This window comes from Rhodococcus sp. PSBB066, assembly GCF_017068255.1.
In the GTDB taxonomy this organism is placed as follows: domain Bacteria; phylum Actinomycetota; class Actinomycetes; order Mycobacteriales; family Mycobacteriaceae; genus Rhodococcus; species Rhodococcus aetherivorans.
Window position 1 is genome coordinate 1350889 of the sequence record NZ_CP070859.1, and the last position, 16775, is coordinate 1367663.

15 protein-coding genes and 1 pseudogene are annotated in these 16775 nt (G+C 69.0%); 12 read left to right on the plus strand and 4 right to left on the minus strand.

What is annotated here, in order from left to right; translation table 11 throughout:
• The first annotated feature begins 83 nt into the window (after positions 1–83).
• The 12 genes and pseudogenes from JYA75_RS06290 (at position 84) to JYA75_RS06340 (ending at position 12931) form a co-directional block, all read left to right on the plus strand.
• Positions 84–1406: an acyclic terpene utilization AtuA family protein gene (locus JYA75_RS06290; RefSeq protein ID WP_006941631.1), complete on the plus strand. Its 1323-nt coding sequence runs from the start codon at positions 84–86 to the stop codon at positions 1404–1406.
• Entirely contained in the window at positions 1403–1723 is a 321-nt protein-coding gene (locus JYA75_RS06295) for a hypothetical protein (protein WP_006941630.1), read from the plus strand. The genes JYA75_RS06290 and JYA75_RS06295 overlap by 4 nt, the downstream gene beginning before the upstream one ends.
• Entirely contained in the window at positions 1720–3201 is a 1482-nt protein-coding gene (locus JYA75_RS06300; protein ID WP_051446159.1) for an aldehyde dehydrogenase family protein, read from the plus strand. The genes JYA75_RS06295 and JYA75_RS06300 overlap by 4 nt, the downstream gene beginning before the upstream one ends.
• Positions 3202–3215: 14 nt before the next feature.
• A pseudogene (locus JYA75_RS28720) lies at positions 3216–3545 on the plus strand (AMP-binding protein); the annotation flags it as partial.
• Between the two features lie 112 nt (positions 3546–3657).
• Positions 3658–4869, plus strand: coding sequence for an AMP-binding protein (locus JYA75_RS06305; RefSeq protein ID WP_241009810.1), 1212 nt, complete (start codon positions 3658–3660; stop codon positions 4867–4869).
• Entirely contained in the window at positions 4854–5930 is a 1077-nt protein-coding gene (locus tag JYA75_RS06310; RefSeq protein ID WP_185713255.1) for an LLM class flavin-dependent oxidoreductase, read from the plus strand. Before JYA75_RS06305 ends, JYA75_RS06310 begins: the two co-directional genes overlap by 16 nt.
• Positions 5927–7201: a cytochrome P450 gene (locus tag JYA75_RS06315; RefSeq protein WP_050036070.1), complete on the plus strand. Its 1275-nt coding sequence runs from the start codon at positions 5927–5929 to the stop codon at positions 7199–7201. The genes JYA75_RS06310 and JYA75_RS06315 overlap by 4 nt, the downstream gene beginning before the upstream one ends.
• Before the next feature lie 256 nt (positions 7202–7457).
• A complete protein-coding gene (locus JYA75_RS06320) occupies positions 7458–8285 on the plus strand; it encodes a mycofactocin-coupled SDR family oxidoreductase (protein ID WP_006941616.1) in 828 nt (275 codons plus the stop codon).
• A 41-nt stretch (positions 8286–8326) separates the two neighbouring features.
• On the plus strand, positions 8327–8854 hold the full coding sequence (locus JYA75_RS06325; protein ID WP_185713253.1) for a nuclear transport factor 2 family protein: 528 nt from the start codon (positions 8327–8329) through the stop codon (positions 8852–8854).
• A 24-nt stretch (positions 8855–8878) separates the two neighbouring features.
• Positions 8879–10570 carry an FAD-dependent oxidoreductase gene (locus JYA75_RS06330; RefSeq protein ID WP_185713252.1) on the plus strand — a complete coding sequence of 564 codons (1692 nt, stop codon included), beginning with the start codon at positions 8879–8881 and terminating at the stop codon, positions 10568–10570.
• A 237-nt stretch (positions 10571–10807) separates the two neighbouring features.
• Positions 10808–11641 (plus strand): mycofactocin-coupled SDR family oxidoreductase, encoded by an 834-nt coding sequence (locus JYA75_RS06335; RefSeq protein WP_006941613.1) that lies wholly within the window; start codon positions 10808–10810, stop codon positions 11639–11641.
• Between the two features lie 45 nt (positions 11642–11686).
• Positions 11687–12931 carry a cytochrome P450 gene (locus JYA75_RS06340; protein WP_185713251.1) on the plus strand — a complete coding sequence of 415 codons (1245 nt, stop codon included), beginning with the start codon at positions 11687–11689 and terminating at the stop codon, positions 12929–12931.
• Between the two features lie 171 nt (positions 12932–13102).
• Here JYA75_RS06340 and JYA75_RS06345 read toward each other — a convergent pair whose 3' ends face one another.
• From JYA75_RS06345 to JYA75_RS06360, 4 genes are all read right to left on the minus strand, one after another.
• On the minus strand, positions 13103–14371 hold the full coding sequence (locus JYA75_RS06345; protein ID WP_185713250.1) for a cytochrome P450: 1269 nt from the start codon (positions 14369–14371) through the stop codon (positions 13103–13105).
• A gap of 335 nt (positions 14372–14706) precedes the next feature.
• On the minus strand, positions 14707–15450 hold the full coding sequence (locus tag JYA75_RS06350; protein ID WP_006934121.1) for an acetoacetate decarboxylase family protein: 744 nt from the start codon (positions 15448–15450) through the stop codon (positions 14707–14709).
• A gap of 33 nt (positions 15451–15483) precedes the next feature.
• Entirely contained in the window at positions 15484–15975 is a 492-nt protein-coding gene (locus tag JYA75_RS06355; RefSeq protein ID WP_144415056.1) for a nuclear transport factor 2 family protein, read from the minus strand.
• Between the two features lie 359 nt (positions 15976–16334).
• Positions 16335–16772 (minus strand): hotdog domain-containing protein, encoded by a 438-nt coding sequence (locus JYA75_RS06360; RefSeq protein ID WP_006934119.1) that lies wholly within the window; start codon positions 16770–16772, stop codon positions 16335–16337.
• Between the last annotated feature and the right edge of the window lie 3 nt (positions 16773–16775).

The following is a 16775-nucleotide window of genomic DNA, read 5'->3' on the forward strand; positions in this document are numbered from 1 at the left end:
ACCCACGACACGGCGTGCGCGGATTCCGGTGTCACGCGCGAATTCAGCAGGTTCGCCGACGCACGCAACGAGACGAGGTACCAATGCAGCTGAGTATCGGCTCGGGCTCGGCCTACGCCAACGACCGGCTCGAGACAGCGGCCGCCATGGCCGACAGCGGCCGGGTCCGGTACATGGGCTTCGACTGCCTGGCCGAACGCACGATGGCGCTGGCCCAGATCCGCCGCCTGCGCGATCCGTCGGCCGGCCAGGACGAACGCATCTCCGCCCTGGTGCCGATCCTGCGCCGCTTCCTCGCGTCGGGAGGCCGCGTCGTCGGCAACTTCGGTGCCGCCAATCCCGACGCCGCGGCGGCCGAATTCGCCGTCAATCTGCGCGCTCTGGGGCTCGGGGGGACCCGGATCGGCATCATCCGCGGCGACGACGTGCGGGACGCCGTCACGGCCGCCGACGTCGCGCTCCCCGAACTCGGCACCACCACGCGCGCGCTCGCCGACCGGATCGTCTCCGCCAACGCCTACATCGGAGCCGATCCGATCGTCGACTGCCTGCGGCAGGACGCCCAGATCGTGCTCGGCGGCCGGATCGCCGACCCGTCCCTGTTCGTCGGGCCGATCTGCCACGAGCTGGGATGGTCGCTCGACGACTGGGACCGCGTCGGCACCGCGACCCTCGCCGGGCACCTGCTCGAGTGCGGCGTCCACAGCACCGGCGGCAACTTCGAGGACCCGCCGTACCGGGTCGTCCCCGACCCGCACAACCTGAGCTTCCCTCTGGCCGAGATCGACGACGACGAGCTGATCGTCACCAAGCTCGACGGCACCGGCGGGGCCGTCGACCTGCGCACCACCCGCACCCAGCTCTACTACGAGATCCACGATCCCGCGCGCTATCTCACCCCCGACGTGACCGCGGACTTCAGCGACGTGCGGATCGAACAGGCCGGGCCCGACCGGGTACGCCTGTCCGGCGCCCGCGGATCCGCCCGGCCCGACACCCTCAAGGTGCTCGTCGGCGTCGACCTCGGATACAAGGCCGTCGCCGAGATCTCCTACGGCGGACCGGGCTGCGTCGACCGCGCCCGTCGCGCCGAGGAGATCGTGCGCCGGCGCCTCGAACCGATCCGGGCGCAGATCGACGAACTGCGGATCGAACTGCACGGCGTCGACACCCTCTTCGGCGACCGGATCGCCGGCGGCGAGCCGGCGGAGGTGCGGCTGCGGCTCGCGGCCCGGGCCCTCGATCCCGACGTCGCCAAGGCCGCCGCCTACGAGGTCGAATACCTGTACTTCGGTCCCGCAGGTGGCGGTGGCGTGGTCACCTCGGTCGTCCCCGCCGTCGTCGTGACCCCCGCCCTGCTGCCCCGCAGCGAGGTACCCCTGTCCGTGGAGGTGACCACCGCATGAAACTTCGTGACGTCGCGTACAGCCGCTCCGGCGACAAGGGCGACACCAGCAACATCTGCGTGTTCCCGCACGACGACGCCGACTACGACTGGCTCCGGTCGGTGCTCACCGAGGACATCGTCGCCGAGGCGTTCGGGAACCTCGTCGAGGGCGAGGTGACCCGCTACGAGATCCCGGTGAACTGCTGCCTGAACTTCGTCCTCACCCGTGCCCTCGCGGGCGGGGTCTCCAAGTCCCTGCGGGTGGACCCGCACGGAAAGTCCTACCAGTCCCTGATTCTCGACATCGACGTTCCGGGACGCGAGGAGAGGCGATGATCCACGACCTGTTCGCCCGGGCGGCGCACGGCCCGTCCGTGCACGTCGGCGGCAGAGGGGAGACCGGGCGCGGCGAGACGTTCGACTCGATCGATCCCGCCACCGAGGAGGCGCTGGCACGGTGGACCGCCGCTGACCGGGAGCAGACCGAACGCGCGATCACGGCCGCCCGCCGCAGCTTCGACGCCGGGGAATGGCGCGCCGCCTCCCCGGACCAGCGCGCCAAGGTCCTGCGGCGGCTGGCGGACCTGATCGACGAGCACGCCGGGCAACTCACCGAACTGGTCGTGCGGGAGGTCGGATCACCCATCGGTCTGGCCCGCACCCTGCAGGTCGCGCAGCCGGCGATCAACTTCCGGTGGTTCGCCGACGCGGCGCTGCGTGGTCCCCGTGGGGGTTACCAGGAGCGGTTGCCCGGCATCCGCGGCGCGGTGTCGTCCGAGAGCCTCCTGCTGCGCGAGCCGATCGGCGTGGTCTCGGCGATCGTGCCGTACAACTACCCGCTGAACATGATCTCGTGGAAGGTGGCGCCCGCGCTCGCCGCCGGCTGCAGCGTGGTCCTGCTGCCCTCGCCGCGGGGCACGTTGTCCGCGCTGGCCTTCATGCACCTCGCAGACGAGGCCGGATTGCCGCCCGGCGTGCTGAATCTCGTGCCGGGTGGACCGGCCGTGGGCGAACTGCTCAGCTCCCACCCCGGGGTGGACATGGTGAGCTTCACCGGATCCTCCGCCGTCGGCGCGGCCGTGATGGCACAGGCCGCGGCCACCCACAAGAAGGTCGTGCTCGAACTCGGCGGGAAGTCCCCCAACATCCTTCTCCCGTCGGCGGACCTGTCCACCGCCGTGGGACCGTCGATCCTGCGGTTCTGCCGCAACGCCGGACAGGGCTGCGGCGCCACCACCCGGATCCTCGTTCCACACGATCGCATCGACGAATTCCTCGATCTGGCAGCGGGCTTCATCGAGGAGAACGTGCCGACCGGCGACCCGTTCGACGAGCGCACCGAAGTGGGGCCGCTGATCTCCGCCGAGCACCTCGCGCGCGTGCGCGGCTACCTCGACCGCGCCGTCGCCGCCGGCGGCCGCATCTCGGTCGCCGGCGAGCGGCCGGTGGGCAAGGGCTGGTTCCTGCCGCCGACCCTGGTGACGGGTGTGGACAACTCCGCCGAGATCTGCCGGGAGGAACTGTTCGCTCCCGTCGCGGTGGTCCTTCCGTACCGGGACGTCGACGAGGCGGTCGCCGTCGCGAACGACTCCCCGTACGGACTCAACGCGAGCGTCTTCGGCGACCACGCCGAGGCGGTGGCCGTGGCTCGGCGCCTCGACACCGGCACCGTCGCGATCAACGGTGGCGGCCCCATGCGGGCGGACGTGCCGTGGGGCGGATCGAAGCGCAGCGGCACCGGCGTCGAGATGGGCGAGGACGGGTTCGCCGAGTTCTTCCGGATCAGGCACCTGAACTGGCAGGTGCCGTCGTGACCACCGAAACCCGAATGCCCGCACACGCTCCCGCGTACCCGATCCTCGACGGACCGGCACCCGACCTCGCCGTCCGCGCGTCTACCGGAAGCCGTACCGTGCCGTGGCTGCTCGACCGGTGGCGCACCGACCGGCCGGAGACGACCTTCCTCATCTGGGAGCCGCACACCGGCGCCGAGGCGCAGCGCTGGAGCTATGCGGAATTCGCCGCCGCGGTGGATCGGCTCGCGGCCGGACTGCAGGCGCGCGGCATCGCACCCGGTGACCGTGTGGTGCTGCTGATGGACAACTGCCCCGACTTCCTCGTCGGATGGGCGGCGATCGTGTCGACCGGCGCGGTCGCGGTGTGCCTCAACACCCGCAGCAGCGCCGACGAACTCGCCTACTACGACCGGCACTGCGCCCCCCCGGGCCGCGCTGATCGGAACCCGGTCGGCCGAGGCCGCGCGGGCCGCCATGCCCGGCCTGGAGTGGATCGCGACGACCGGCGGGACCGAGACCCTCGAGGCCGCGGCACCGGGGGGTACCGTGCCCGAAAGGGCGTCCGGCAGCCTCGGCGCGCTCGGACGGGCCGCCGGGGCACCCGCGCCGGTGTCCATCGATCCGCTCGCGCCCGCGAGCATCCAGTACACCTCCGGGACGACGGCGCGGCCCAAGGCCGTGGTCTGGACACACGCCAACTGCCTCTGGGCCGCCCGGGTCAACGCCGCCCACGCCGGGCTGCGGGGCACCGACGTCGGACTGATCACTCTGCCGCTGTTCCATACCAACGCCCTGGGCTACTCGTTTCTGGGACTGCTGTGGGTGGGGGCCACCGTGGTGCTTACCCCGAAGTTCTCCGCGTCCCGCTTCTGGGACGTCTCGCTCCGGCACCGGTGCACGTGGGCATCGGTGGTGTCGTTCATGCTCCGGGCCCTCGACGGTGCTCCCGTTCCGGCCGGCCACACCTACCGGCACTGGTCGGGCAGCGCGACGCAGCACTCGGTGGCCGACGGGATCCGCATGACCGGATGGTTCGGCATGACGGAGACCGTGTCGCACCCCGTCGTCAGCGAACTGGCCCATCCCGACCCCGACGGGACCATGGGACGTCCGGCCCCCGAGTACGCCGTCGCCGTCGTCGGCGACGACGGCCGTCCCGTCGAGCCCGGCACGGTGGGTGACCTGTGGGTGCGCGGAACACCGGGTGTGTCCCTGTTCGCCGGGTACCTGCACAACGACGACGCGACGCGGGAGGCCTTCACCGCCGACGGCTGGTTCCGCACCGGAGACCGGGTGCGCCAGGACCGCTCCGGGCAGTTGTGGTTCGTCGAGCGGTCCAAGGACATGCTCAAGGTCGGCGGTGAGAACGTCGCCGCCGCCGAGATCGAACGCGTGGTCGCGGCGGTGCCCGGCGTCCGGGAGGCCGCCGTCGTGGCGAAACCGGACCCGATGCTCGGCGACGTCCCGGTCGCCTTCGTGATCCCGGACGGCGCCGCGCCCGACGGCCTGCCGGCCGACATCGAACGGGCCTGCGCAGAACTGCTGTCCGACTTCAAACGACCGCGCGAGGTCCACCTGGTACCGGAGTTCCCGCGCGCCACCTTGAACAAGGTTGCCAAGGCGAAGCTGCGGCACTGGCTGCTCGAGCCGTCGACGGAAGCGAGGAAGACATGGACCTGGGTGTGATCCTCGGCGACGTGCACTCCACGCTGTCGCCGCGCGAGCACCTCGACGGACTGCTGCGCCAGGTCGAGGCCGCGCAGCGCAACGGCGTGCGCTACATCGTGATGGGCCACCACTACATCTACGGCAACCTGCGCTGGCTGCAGCCGATCCCGACCCTGGCGCGGATCGCGGCCGAATTGGACCCCGGCGTGAAGATCGGCACGATGGTGGTGCAGGTGCCGCTGTTCCATCCGGTCGCGCTCGCCGAGGAACTCGCCACCCTCGACATCCTGACCCGGGGCAACCTCATCGTCGGCGCCGGCGCGGGATACCGGCGCGAGGAGTTCGCCGCGTTCGGCGTCGACTTCGACCGGCGGTTCGCCATGATGGACGAGGCGCTGCAGATCATCCGGCTCATGTGGACGCAGGACGAGGTCGACTTCCACGGCAGGTTCTGGCGGCTCGACAGGGTCAAGACCCACATCCGTCCCTGGCAGGATCCCCACCCGCCGATCTGGATCGGCGCACTGAAGGATTCCGGCGTCCGGCGCTCCGCACGACTGGGCGACGCGTGGCCGGTGACGCCCGAAACCCGGACCGACGACATGCACCGCATGTTCGGCGTCTATGCCGCGGCGCGGCACAAGCACGGGCGGCCGCTGGTGGCGCGGCATCCGCTCCGCCGCGAGATCGTTCCCGGCGCCACCACCGAGGACGCGTTCCGGCGCTTCGAATCCATGGCGCGGGAACGCCTCCTGGCCTACGCGCAGCGGGAACTGGACACCCGCGATGCCACCGCCCTCACCGAACGATTCCGGCAGGTCGCCGCCGCGGAGGCGATCGTCGGAACCCCCGACGACTGTCTCGGCCAGTTGCGCGCTCTCGCGGCGCAGGTGCCGGTCGATCCGGTGATCGTGCGCGCGCAGTGGCCCGACATGACGGCCGACGACGTCGTCGCGTACCTCGACGACCTCGGCCGCGACATCGTTCCCGGAATGCGCGAGATCGTGTCGATCGACGCCCGCACCATGGTGGCCCCCTCGGCGATGGCGTCCACGAGCCCGACAGGAGAAGTCCGATGACGCTCGACGACCGGAGCACCGAACCGCGTTGTCCCGTGGTCGACTTCGACCACAACTCCGCCGCGCACGCCGAGGACCCGGTCGGCTCCTACCGTCGGATGCGGGCGGCAGGGCCGGTGGTCCGGTCGACCCGTCACGGCGGCTTCTGGGTGCTCACCGACTACGACGGCGTGTTCGAGGCCGCCCGCGACGACCAGACCTTCTCGTCCGCGCGGTGCCCCTACGGCGGCGACGGCCTGGCCACCGTCATCCCCAAGACGCCGGTGAACCACCACATCCCCGTCGAACTCGATCCCCCGGAACATCGCAAGTACCGCAAGCTGATCAACCCGCTGACCTCCCCGGCGGCCGTCGAGCACCTGCGGCCGGCGATCGAGAAGTACACGACGTGGTTCATCGACCAGGTCATCGAGGCCGGCACGTGCGACTTCGCGACGGTCATCGGCGTGCCGGCCGTGGTGACGATCGACTGGCTCGGCCTGCCGCCGGCGGACTGGGAGCGGTACGCGCACGCCCATCACGCCGCGCTCTCCGACGTGCCGGGCACGCCGGAGTTCGAGCACGCCATCTCCGTCGAGTTCCCGTGGATGGAGGAGCAATTGCGGGCCGCGATCGCCGAGCGGCGCGTACGGCCGCGGGACGACGTGCTGAGTCACCTCGTCGGCTCGGAGGTGGACGGCCGGCCGGTGACGGACGACGAGGTATTCGCCATGGCGGAGCTGCTGATCTCCGGCGGCGTGGGCACCACCGCCTCCCTCGTCAGCCAGACGCTGATGTACCTCGACCGCAACCACGAGCTGCGTCGCACCCTCGCCGAGCACCCGGAGAAGCTGCCGCGGGCGATCGAGGAGTTCCTGCGCGTCTTCTCACCCACGCAGGCCCTGGCCCGCACGGTGACTCGTGATGTCGAGTTCTACGGGCACGACTTCCGCACGGGCGATCGCGTGCTCCTCGGCTGGGCGTCGGCGAACCGCGACCCGAAGGCGTTCGACGACCCGGACACCGTGGACATCGAGCGGTGGCCGAACCGGCACACGGCGTTCGGCATGGGTGTGCACCGGTGCGCCGGGGCGCACATCGCCCGTGCGCTGTCCGTCGAGATGCTCGGCCAGATCCTGTGCCGCATGCCGGATTACGAGATCCTGCACGATCGGGTGGTACCGTTCGCGCACCAGGCGGTCAATCCCGGTTGGAAGCGAATTCCCGCGCGCTTCACGCCGGGACCGCGTATCGGCCCCACCGCCGGGAACGCGCGCCCCTTCTCGATCTGAAAGGTTCATCTTCAAGAGATTTCGCGCCGGTGGAACGGGACGGGCGGACCGTGAACCCGGGGGTGCTCGCCGAATCGACCATTGACCTCCCGGGTCCGATGTGAGCATAATCATATGCAGAGATTTCTTCCGTTTCCGTTCTTCTCGCGTCTCGCGATCCACCGCTCTGCACGCAAGCCCGGCCGGCCTCCTCGCGGGGACGGTCGCCCGGTCCGTGACGCGAACCGAAGAGCGAGTCGAGAGAGAGGTTCACGTCATGGGATTCGACGGAATGGTTGCCTTCGTCACCGGTGCGGCGAGGGGACAGGGGCGCAACCACGCGGTGCGCCTCGCCCGCGAGGGCGCCGACATCATCGCGATCGACCTGTGCGCTCCGGTGCAGGGCGCCCCGTACGACATGGCCACCCGGGCGGACCTCGACGAGACGGTCCGCCTGGTGCAGGCCGAGGGGCGGCAGATCGTCGCCACCGAAGCGGACGTGCGGGATTCGGCCGCGGTCGCCAAGGCCGTGGCGACGGGGGTCGAGCGGTTCGGCCGCCTCGACGTCGTCGTCGCCAACGCCGGGATCGCCGGCAGCTATCCGGTCGAGGATCTCACCGACGAGATCTGGCGCGACATGATCGACATCAACCTCACCGGCGTGTGGAACACGGTGAAGGCCTCCGTCCCGCACCTGCGTGCCGGCGGCCGCGGCGGCAGCATCGTGCTGATCAGCTCCATCGCCGGACTGAAGGGCCTGCCGAACAACGCCCACTACGCGGCGGCCAAGCACGGCGTGCTCGGCGTGATGCGCAGTCTCGCCAACGAACTCGGCCCCGAAGGTATCCGGGTCAACGCGGTCCTGCCGACCAACGTGGAGACCCGCATGCTGCTGAACGACGCGATCTACAAGTTGTTCCTCCCGGACGAGCCGCAGCCCACCCGGGAACAGGTCGAACCGCTGCTGCACGGCATGCACGCCCTCGACGTCCCGTTCGTGCAGCCCGACGACGTCAGCAACGCCGTTCTGTTCCTCGCCGGAGCCGAGTCCCGCTACGTCACCGGCATCACGATGCCGATCGACGCCGGCGCCCTGGTGAAGTAGTGACAGGCCCCGAAACGCGCTCTGCGACGGAAGGACACGACATGCTCGACGGCCGGGACCGCCACCCGCGACGGACGGAGGATGTCCTCGAGATCCGCGAACTGGCGACGCGGTACGCCCTGGCCGTCGACGACCACGACATGGAGACGCTGGCCGCGCTGTATACGCCGGACGCCGCGTTCCACGGTCTGTCGGAATCGCTGTGGGGGCGGGACGCGATCATCACCTACGTTCGTGCCGCGCTCGACGGATACGACGGGGTCAGCGTGCACACCCCGCACCCCGGCACGGTGGACTTCACCGATGAGGACACGGCGCAGGGGATCGTGCCCTGCCACGTCGAGTTCGCGCAGGCGGGGGTGCAAAGCATTCTCGCGTTGCGATACCACGACCGTTACGTGAGACGGGCCGGGCGCTGGTACTTCGGCGAACGCCGGCTCGAGGTCCGGTACGCGACGCCGACCGCGACGTACGGGACGGTCCTCACGGCCGGGGCCGCACCCGACCCGCCGTCCCCTGTCGAGCAGGACGGACGACTCCGGCCGAGTCCGTCACCCACCTTCGACTGAACCATCCCGAGAGAGGGAATTACGATGCAAGACAACGACGGATCGGACGCCTACGACGTCATCGTGCTCGGCAGCGGGGGTGCCGGACTGTGCGCCGCCCTGTCGGCCGCCCGGTGCGGTGCCCGAGTGGGCGTGTTCGAGAAGGGCGAACTGCTCGGCGGTACCACGTGCCTGTCGAGCGCCGTGGCGTGGCTGCCGAACAACCGGTACGCGCGGGAGGCGGGGATCGTCGACTCGCGCGAGCAGTCCCTCGCCTATCTCGAATCCCTGTCGCACGGGATGATCCTGCCCGAGCTCGCGGAGGCGTTCGTCGACACCGTTCCCGAACTGCTCGACTGGCTCGACACCACGCCGCTGAAGATGCGCCTCGTCGCCGGCTACCCCGACTACCACCCCGAGCGGCCCGGCGGGATGCCGCAGGGCGGACGCTCCCTCGAACCCGACCTGTTCAGCTTCATCGACCTCGGCCGATGGGAGGACAAGCTCGTCGGGGTCCCGCGCCGTATGACGGTCGCGGAGACCCCCATCGGCGGCGGCACCGGCCACCTTCCCCCCGACGTGCTCGAGCAGCGGGAGCGGGACCGCGTGGAGGGCCTGGGCCGCGGCATGATCGCGGCCCTGCTCCAGGGCTGCCTCGACGAGGGCGTCGCCGTGCACACCGGGGAGCGGGGCGTGCGGCTGATCCAGGACGAGTCCGGCCGCATCACCGGCGTGCGGTTCGAGGGGCGGAACGGGGCGCACGACGTGCGCGCGGAGCACGGCGTCGTGCTCGCCACCGGCGGCTTCGAATGGGACGAGCGGCTGCGGCGCGACTTTCTGCGCGGACCGATGGCGCACCCCGCCACCGTACCCACGTGCACGGGGGACGGATTGCGCATGGCGATGCGCGTCGGCGCGCAGCTCGGCAACATGCGCGAGGCCTGGTGGGCGCCGGTCGCGGTGCTGCCCGGGCAACGGGCGAACGGTGCCCAGGCCGTCCAGCTCGTGCACCGGGAGCGCACTGCGCCGCACTCGATCATGGTCAACCGGCTCGGCCGGCGGTTCACCAACGAGGCGACCAACTACAACGCGCTCGGTGGGGCGTTCCACCAGCTCGACGCGCACGACTTCGACTACCTGAACCAGCCGTGCTGGCTGATCTTCGACGCCGACCACGTCGAGAAGTACGGGGCGTTCGGGGCCGCGCCGGGCACCGAAGCCCCGGAGTGGGTCGTGCGGGCCGACACTCTCGCCGATCTGGCACGGCAGATCGACGTCCCCGCGGACACCCTCGAATCGACGGTCGCCCACTGGAACGAGGACGTGCGCCGGGGCCACGACAGCGAGTACCACCGCGGCGAGAGCGTGTACGACGGGTTCGTCGGTGACAAGAACAGGTACCCCGGCGTGGAATCCACCCTGGGACCCGTCGCGCGGGCCCCCTTCCATGCGGTGCAGATCCACAGCAGCACGCTCGGCACGAAGGGCGGTCCGCGCACCGACGCCGACGGCGCGGTCCTCGACGTCGACGATCGGGTCATCCCCGGCCTGTTCGCCGCCGGGAACGTCATGGCGGCCCCCACCGGCATGGTCTACGGCGGAGCCGGCGGAACCCTGGGCCCTGCCCTGGTATTCGGCTACCGGGCGGGCCGGGCCGCGGCGAGGGCGTCGGTCCGTGCGGCCGATCCGTCGGCGGATCCGGCCGCGGCGCCGTTGCGGCCGGTGTCGCTCGCCTGACGGATCAGGGGAGGGATCCCTGCCGAATATCCGCGCGGTCCCCAGTCAGCCGCGACAGCCGTTCGTTGCTGTCGCGGCTGACTGCCGTGCGCGCGGCTCCGGAACCTGTGCCGGCACGGGACGTAGGTGTCCGGCGATCGGGGACCTTCGGACCTTGCGGGCTCACTAGCTAATAATCATGATAAGCATTAGAGTGCGGTTCGTCACAGTACGCATACAATGAGAACGGGAGCACCCATGGGACGAGTAGCCGGAAAGGTCGCGCTGGTCACCGGCGCCGCCCGGGGCCAGGGACGATCGAACGCCGTCCGCCTCGCGGAGGAGGGTGCCGACGTCGTGATCCTCGACTCCTGCAAGGACGTCGACACGGTCGCGTATCCGCTCGCCACCACCGACGACCTCGCCGAGACCCACCGGCTCGTCGAGGCGACGGGCCGCCGCTGCCTGTCCCGGGTGGTCGACGTGCGTGACCAGGCGGCCCTCGACCTCCTCGTCTCCGACGCCGTCGACGAGTTCGGGCACCTCGACATCGTCAGCGCCAACGCCGGCATCGTCAGTTTCACGCCCACCTGGCATCTCAGCGACGAGGAATGGCAGAACGTCATCGACGTCAACCTCACCGGTGTCTTCCACACCGTGCGGGCCGTCGTGCCCCGGATGATCGAGCAGGGTACCGGCGGCGCGATCGTGCTCACCAGCTCGGTCGCGGCGATCCGGGCGAGCCGCAACCTCGGGCACTACGCGGCCAGCAAGGGCGGGGTCGTCAGCCTCATGCGCACCCTCTCCAACGAGCTGGGGGAACACGGCATCCGGGTCAACACCCTCAACCCCGGCACCGTCCGGACGGACATGATCGAGAACGACGCCATGTACCGCATCTACCGTCCGGACCTCGAGTCGCCCACGCAGGCCGACATCGTCGACCACTGCCGCCGGCGCAACGAACTCGACGTCCCCTGGGTCGAGGCCGTCGACATCAGCAATGCCCTGGTCTGGCTGGCCTCCGACGAGGCCCGGTACGTGACCGGCGTGGTCCTGCCCATCGACGCCGGATTGCTCGCCAAGGCCTAGAACCCGATTCGCCGCCAACGAATCCCGTCTCGGAAGGAACGCACGATGGAAAGCCCCGCTCGCTGTCCGGTCGTCCACTTCGACCACAATTCGCCCGAGCACTCGGCCGACCCGGCCGAGTCGTACCGGAAGATCCGCGAAACCGTCAAGATCGGCTGGACTCCCGCTCACGGCGGATACTGGGTGCTCTCCGACTACAGTTCGGTCTTCGACGCCGCCCGCGACGACGAGACGTTCTCCTCGGCGCGCAGCGAGTACGGCGGCGACGGGCTGTCCGTGGTGATCCCGAAAACCCCGCATCACGACCATATTCCGATCGAGCTCGATCCCCCGGAGTTCCGCAAGTACCGCAGGATCGTCAACCCGGTCAGTGCGCCGGCCGCCGTCGAGAAGATGAAGCCCACCATCGACCGGCACGTCGCGGGCTTCATCGACAGCGTGATCGAGAGCGGTGAGTGCGACCTGACGTCGGTCATCGGAGTGCCCTCGATCGTCACGGTGGAGTGGCTCGGACTCGACGTCTCGGAGTGGCGCCGCTACTCCAACGCCCACTTCCAGGTGCTCGCGGGAATTCCGGGCACCCCCGAGCACACCCGCGCGGTCGAGGTCGACTTCCCGTACCTGGCCGGACGCATCGAGCAGACCATCACCGAACGGCGACGGGATCCGAAGGACGACATCATCAGCTACCTCGTCCAGCAGGAGGTCGACGGCAGCCCGATGAACGATCACGACGTGTTCGCGATCGTCGACCTGCTCATCTCCGGCGGCGTCGGCACCACCGCGTCCCTGGTGAGCAACTCGCTGGTCTGGCTCAGCCGCCACAAGGACGTGCGGCAGCGTCTCATCGACCACCCCGATCTCCTCGATCACGCCATCGAGGAGTTCCTGCGGTACTTCTCGCCGACCCAGGCGCTCGCCCGCACCGTGACGCACGACGTCGAGTTCCACGGCTGCCCCATGCAGAAGGGCGACCGGGTGCTGCTGTCGTGGGCCTCCGCCAATCGCGATTCGGAACTGTTCGACAAGCCCGACGAGATCGACATCGAACGGTGGCCCAACCGGCACACCGCCTTCGGCATCGGTGTGCACCGCTGCGCCGGTTCGCACCTCGGCCGGTACATGTCGCACGCTCTGATCAGCCAGGTGCTCGAACGGATGCCGGACTACGACGTCGACCTCGCGGCGCTGCAGCCGTACCCGCGACAGGGCGTGAACACCGGCTACCAGCGCATCCCGGCCACCTTCACGCCCGGTCGCCGGGTACTGACGGACTACATGCTGCAGTAACGTCTTTCGCCGACGCGGCAGTGCCGTCTTTCGCCGACGCGGCAGTGCCGTCTTTCGCCGACGCGGCAGTGCCGTCTTTCGTCGACGCGGCAGTGCCGTCTTTCGTCGACGCGGCAGTGCCGGCCGTCCGCGTACGCGATCGCATGCGCGGACGGCCGGCTGTCGCGGCTGTCAGCCGAGCTTCCCGGTCGGTTCGAACTTCACGCGCAGTTCGGGGATGCTGCGGGTGTAGAGGCCCTCCTCGCGCGGTACGAAGCCGTCCTGGTACTCGATCGAGTCCATCGTGTCGAGCACGAGGTTCAGCGCGATGGTCATCTCCGTCTTCGCGAGCATAGAGCCCACGCAGAAGTGGCGGCCGAGGATGAACTGCACGTGGTTGGCCGCACCACTGAATGCTCGGTCGACGTTGAGGTCGGTTCGGAAGATGTCGAACTCGTCCGGATTCGAGAAGTGGCGCTCGTCGCGGTTGGCGGCCGCGAGCATCATGATGCACGTCGCCCCTGCGGGGATGGTCGAGTCCTCGATCTGCACCTCGTCCTCGGTCTGGCGCATGATCATGTGGACGGGTCCGGAATACCGCAGCGTCTCGGCGATGACGCGGTCGGCGAGGGTGCGGTCCTCGCGCACGGCCCGCATCTGCTCGGGATGGTCGATCAGATTGCGAATCATGCTGGCGATGGCCTTGTCCGTCGTCTCGCCACCGGCGACGAGGAGCAGACTGACGAAGGCCTTGATCTCCTCGTCGGACATCTGCTCGCCGTCGACCTCCGCGCGACACAGGCGCGAGAGCAGATCGTCGCCGTCGCCCGAGCGTCGTTCGCGGATGATCGGCAGCATGTACTCGCGCAGCTCGACATGGGTGCGTTCGGCGGCGGCGTTGATCTCGGGGTCTCCGGCCAGGTTGTTGAGATAGGCCATGATCGAGAAGTACCAGCCGCGGAACCGCTCGTGATCGCTCTTGGGCAGGCCCAGCATGTCGACCATCACGTTGATGGGGAATCGGCTGGTGAACTGGGAGACGAGTTCGGCCTCGCCCTGCCGGGCCACCGCGCCGAGCAGCTCGCCGGCGTTGTGCGCGACGATGTCGCCGATCAGCTGGGCGGCATTGTGGGTGATGGCCGGCATGAAGCGTTCGAGTCCGTTGCCGCGGAAGAACGGGTTGAGCAGCGCGCGGTGCGTGGAGTGCTCGCGCCCTTCCATCTGCAGGATCGTGCGGCCGTGGATGGGCTCGAGCTGCCATTCGTAGTTGCGGCTGGAGAACTTCGGGCTGCGGAAGGCCTCGGCGCAGTCGGCGTACCTGCTGATCAGGTAGCTGTCCGTGCCCTCGTGGTGCAGGGCCGGGTAGTGGTCGCGCAACACGCGGTGGAGCGGGTACGGGTTGTCGAGGAACTCGGGGGAGAGGATGTCGGGGGCGATGGGGCGGGGATCGACTGCGGTCACTCTGGGATCTCCTGATCGTCGAATCGAGGGTCGAGCAGGATCGGTGCCGGAGCACCGGTCGGGGTCGTGCCGCTCCGCCGAGGGTCTGGGGCCGGAGGTGGACAGTGATCCGGATCACTAGGTGCTGATAACTATAAATACGATTCGAATGATGTCAACGCATATTGGTGAAACGAGTTCTCGACGGGAACGGGCGCCCACTCGTGAGGAGTGGGCGCCCGCACCGAATCTGCCGTCCAGCTCGAGGGTGCTGCCACGCCGGCGGTAGTCGGCGAGCGCCGCGTCGTACTCGTCGTCCGATCCGAGTCGGCTGCACATGCTGGACCCGCAGCGGGTTAGAAGAACCGTTTGACGACCTTCGCTGTCGGCGCGACGTCCATGTCCGAGCGGACGTAGAGGGCGTCTGTGATCCGTTTGATCGGCAGGGTGTGCCATGGATCGAGTTCGGATTCCACACCGAACGAGATCGAGCCGCGCCCGGACCATGCTTGCTTCGGGGTCACGCGGCAGGAGTTGAGCACCAGATCCGCGAGCGACGGGTCCCCACCCTCGGGATTCGGGATGACCCGGAGGCCCATCGGCTTCATGTCGTAGGGCTCGAGGTCGACCGGACGCTCCGGCTTCATCTGTACGGTGCAGATGCGGCTTCCCTTGGGACGTTCCACGATTCCCTGCATGACCTCGCTTTCCTGCTGCCACTCGATGTGGCCGAACTTCTTGGGGTTGCCCCAGATCTCACGGCCGGCGGCGAGTGCCGACTCCTGGTTGAGCAGGATGCGGACGGGATAGATGCACGGCTCGCCCTCCCACGTGCAGTCGAGGAACTGGTAAGCCTCCTCGTATGCACCGAACGTGGTGAACGGCATCTTGGCGATGACGATGCGGACGGTTGCGGGGAGAGTGAGTTCGAAACCCGCTGCCTCCGGAAGGAGGTCGAGCGCGGCGTTCTCGTCGGTCTCGTAGGCGACCGTGATGGTCTCCATGTCGCGATAGTAGACGGGCGGCTTCGGGTAGAGCGGCTCGTCCACCGGCATCGTGTAGCCGAATTTCTCCCGGGTGAGTCGTCCCTGCTTGGCCATGATTGCTCCTTGCGTCGAGGGAAATGTGGCGGATCAGTGTTCGTAGACGGGAGTGGTGGTACCCCGGGGGACGATCATCTTGTCGAACTGCGCCTGCTCGATCAGGGCGGTGTCGCAGAACTCGAGCATGGCCGCGATCTTGTCGTCGCGGACGGTGACGATCCAGCAGTACTGGTTCTTGTACGGAACCCCGTTGCGGCCCATGCCATCCGAGCGGCAGAATACGACGACGCGCCCGTCCTCCAGCGAGAGGACGTCCTCGACCTCGAGTGGCTTGATGCCGTACTCCTGGCTCAGGCCCTGCACGGACGGGCCTTCGCGCTCCTCGCCGCGGAAGTTCGCGCCGAGAAAGTCGTTCTGGATGGACTCGAGACCCTTGTAGGTGCCCGAGATGGGAGTGGATCCGATGAGGGTCCAGGTGGCATCGGGATGGAAGTAGCGGGTGAACGCGTCTCCCACCCCCTCCGAATCGCCGCGGACGGCGGCGAGCCAGTTCTGTACGACCTTCTTTTCGTTGGTTCCCATGTCCATTCGCTTTCGTGATTCCGGGGCGGGCTGCTCCCGCGCCGGTCGACAGGTCCGTCCCGAGGAAAGCCGCCGTCGATGCTCGCGCATCGGCTGGGATGGGACGGGGGCTCTCCTGCGGTCGCTCGGGCCTCTGCGGATCGTCGAATCGACGGTCGAGCGGGAGTTGCGTCGCTCAGGGGCGAGCGCCTCCGCGGACGGTTCGGGATCGGAGTCGAAGTGATCCAGATCACCGATGCTGACGACTGTATGCGGAATTTGGTAATTGTCAATGGATTTCGCGCACGCCGAAGATGCCGAAGGGGGCGTCCACTCGGTGGAGTGGACGCCCCCTTCGCGCGCGGGAACTCGCGCGGGAACTACGGTTGCGTCGTCTTCGGCGGCTCCAGCGTCCGGAGGGCGGCGAGCAGCCGCTCCGGGATCGGGGCCTTGTTTCCATCGGCGCCGCGCACGGCGAACGTGATCTTGCCGTGAGCGACGAGTTCGTCGCCGCGCTCGAAGTCGAATCCCAGCGCGTACGAGGTGGTGCCGAGGTGGTCGAGGACGACCGTGCAGGTCAGCTCGTCGAACACCTCGCAGCTGGTGATGTACTGGCACTCCGACTTCAGGCCCACGGTGTAGACGCCGACGGTGTCGAGCAACGTGTGGCTGTCGAGGCCGAACGAGTGCAGCCAGACGCTGTACGTGCGTTCCATCCACGGGTAGTTGATGGCGAAGTACGAGATCCCGACGGCGTCGCAGTCGCCGTAGGCGAGCTGGAAGCGCTGCTGCGTGACGGCGGTGGTGGCGGTGGTCATGTC

Coding starts and splice junctions, on each gene's coding strand:
- JYA75_RS06315 (WP_050036070.1), top strand. CDS start 5,927: ATGACGCTCGACGACCGGAGCACCGAACCGCGTTGTCCCGTGGTCGAC.
- JYA75_RS06290 (WP_006941631.1), top strand. CDS start 84: ATGCAGCTGAGTATCGGCTCGGGCTCGGCCTACGCCAACGACCGGCTC.
- JYA75_RS06340 (WP_185713251.1), top strand. CDS start 11,687: ATGGAAAGCCCCGCTCGCTGTCCGGTCGTCCACTTCGACCACAATTCG.
- JYA75_RS06355 (WP_144415056.1), bottom strand. CDS start 15,975: ATGGGAACCAACGAAAAGAAGGTCGTACAGAACTGGCTCGCCGCCGTC.
- JYA75_RS06295 (WP_006941630.1), top strand. CDS start 1,403: ATGAAACTTCGTGACGTCGCGTACAGCCGCTCCGGCGACAAGGGCGAC.
- JYA75_RS06330 (WP_185713252.1), top strand. CDS start 8,879: ATGCAAGACAACGACGGATCGGACGCCTACGACGTCATCGTGCTCGGC.
- JYA75_RS06305 (WP_241009810.1), top strand. CDS start 3,658: ATGCCCGGCCTGGAGTGGATCGCGACGACCGGCGGGACCGAGACCCTC.
- JYA75_RS06320 (WP_006941616.1), top strand. CDS start 7,458: ATGGGATTCGACGGAATGGTTGCCTTCGTCACCGGTGCGGCGAGGGGA.
- JYA75_RS06360 (WP_006934119.1), bottom strand. CDS start 16,772: ATGACCACCGCCACCACCGCCGTCACGCAGCAGCGCTTCCAGCTCGCC.
- JYA75_RS06310 (WP_185713255.1), top strand. CDS start 4,854: ATGGACCTGGGTGTGATCCTCGGCGACGTGCACTCCACGCTGTCGCCG.
- JYA75_RS06335 (WP_006941613.1), top strand. CDS start 10,808: ATGGGACGAGTAGCCGGAAAGGTCGCGCTGGTCACCGGCGCCGCCCGG.
- JYA75_RS06350 (WP_006934121.1), bottom strand. CDS start 15,450: ATGGCCAAGCAGGGACGACTCACCCGGGAGAAATTCGGCTACACGATG.
- JYA75_RS06300 (WP_051446159.1), top strand. CDS start 1,720: ATGATCCACGACCTGTTCGCCCGGGCGGCGCACGGCCCGTCCGTGCAC.
- JYA75_RS06325 (WP_185713253.1), top strand. CDS start 8,327: ATGCTCGACGGCCGGGACCGCCACCCGCGACGGACGGAGGATGTCCTC.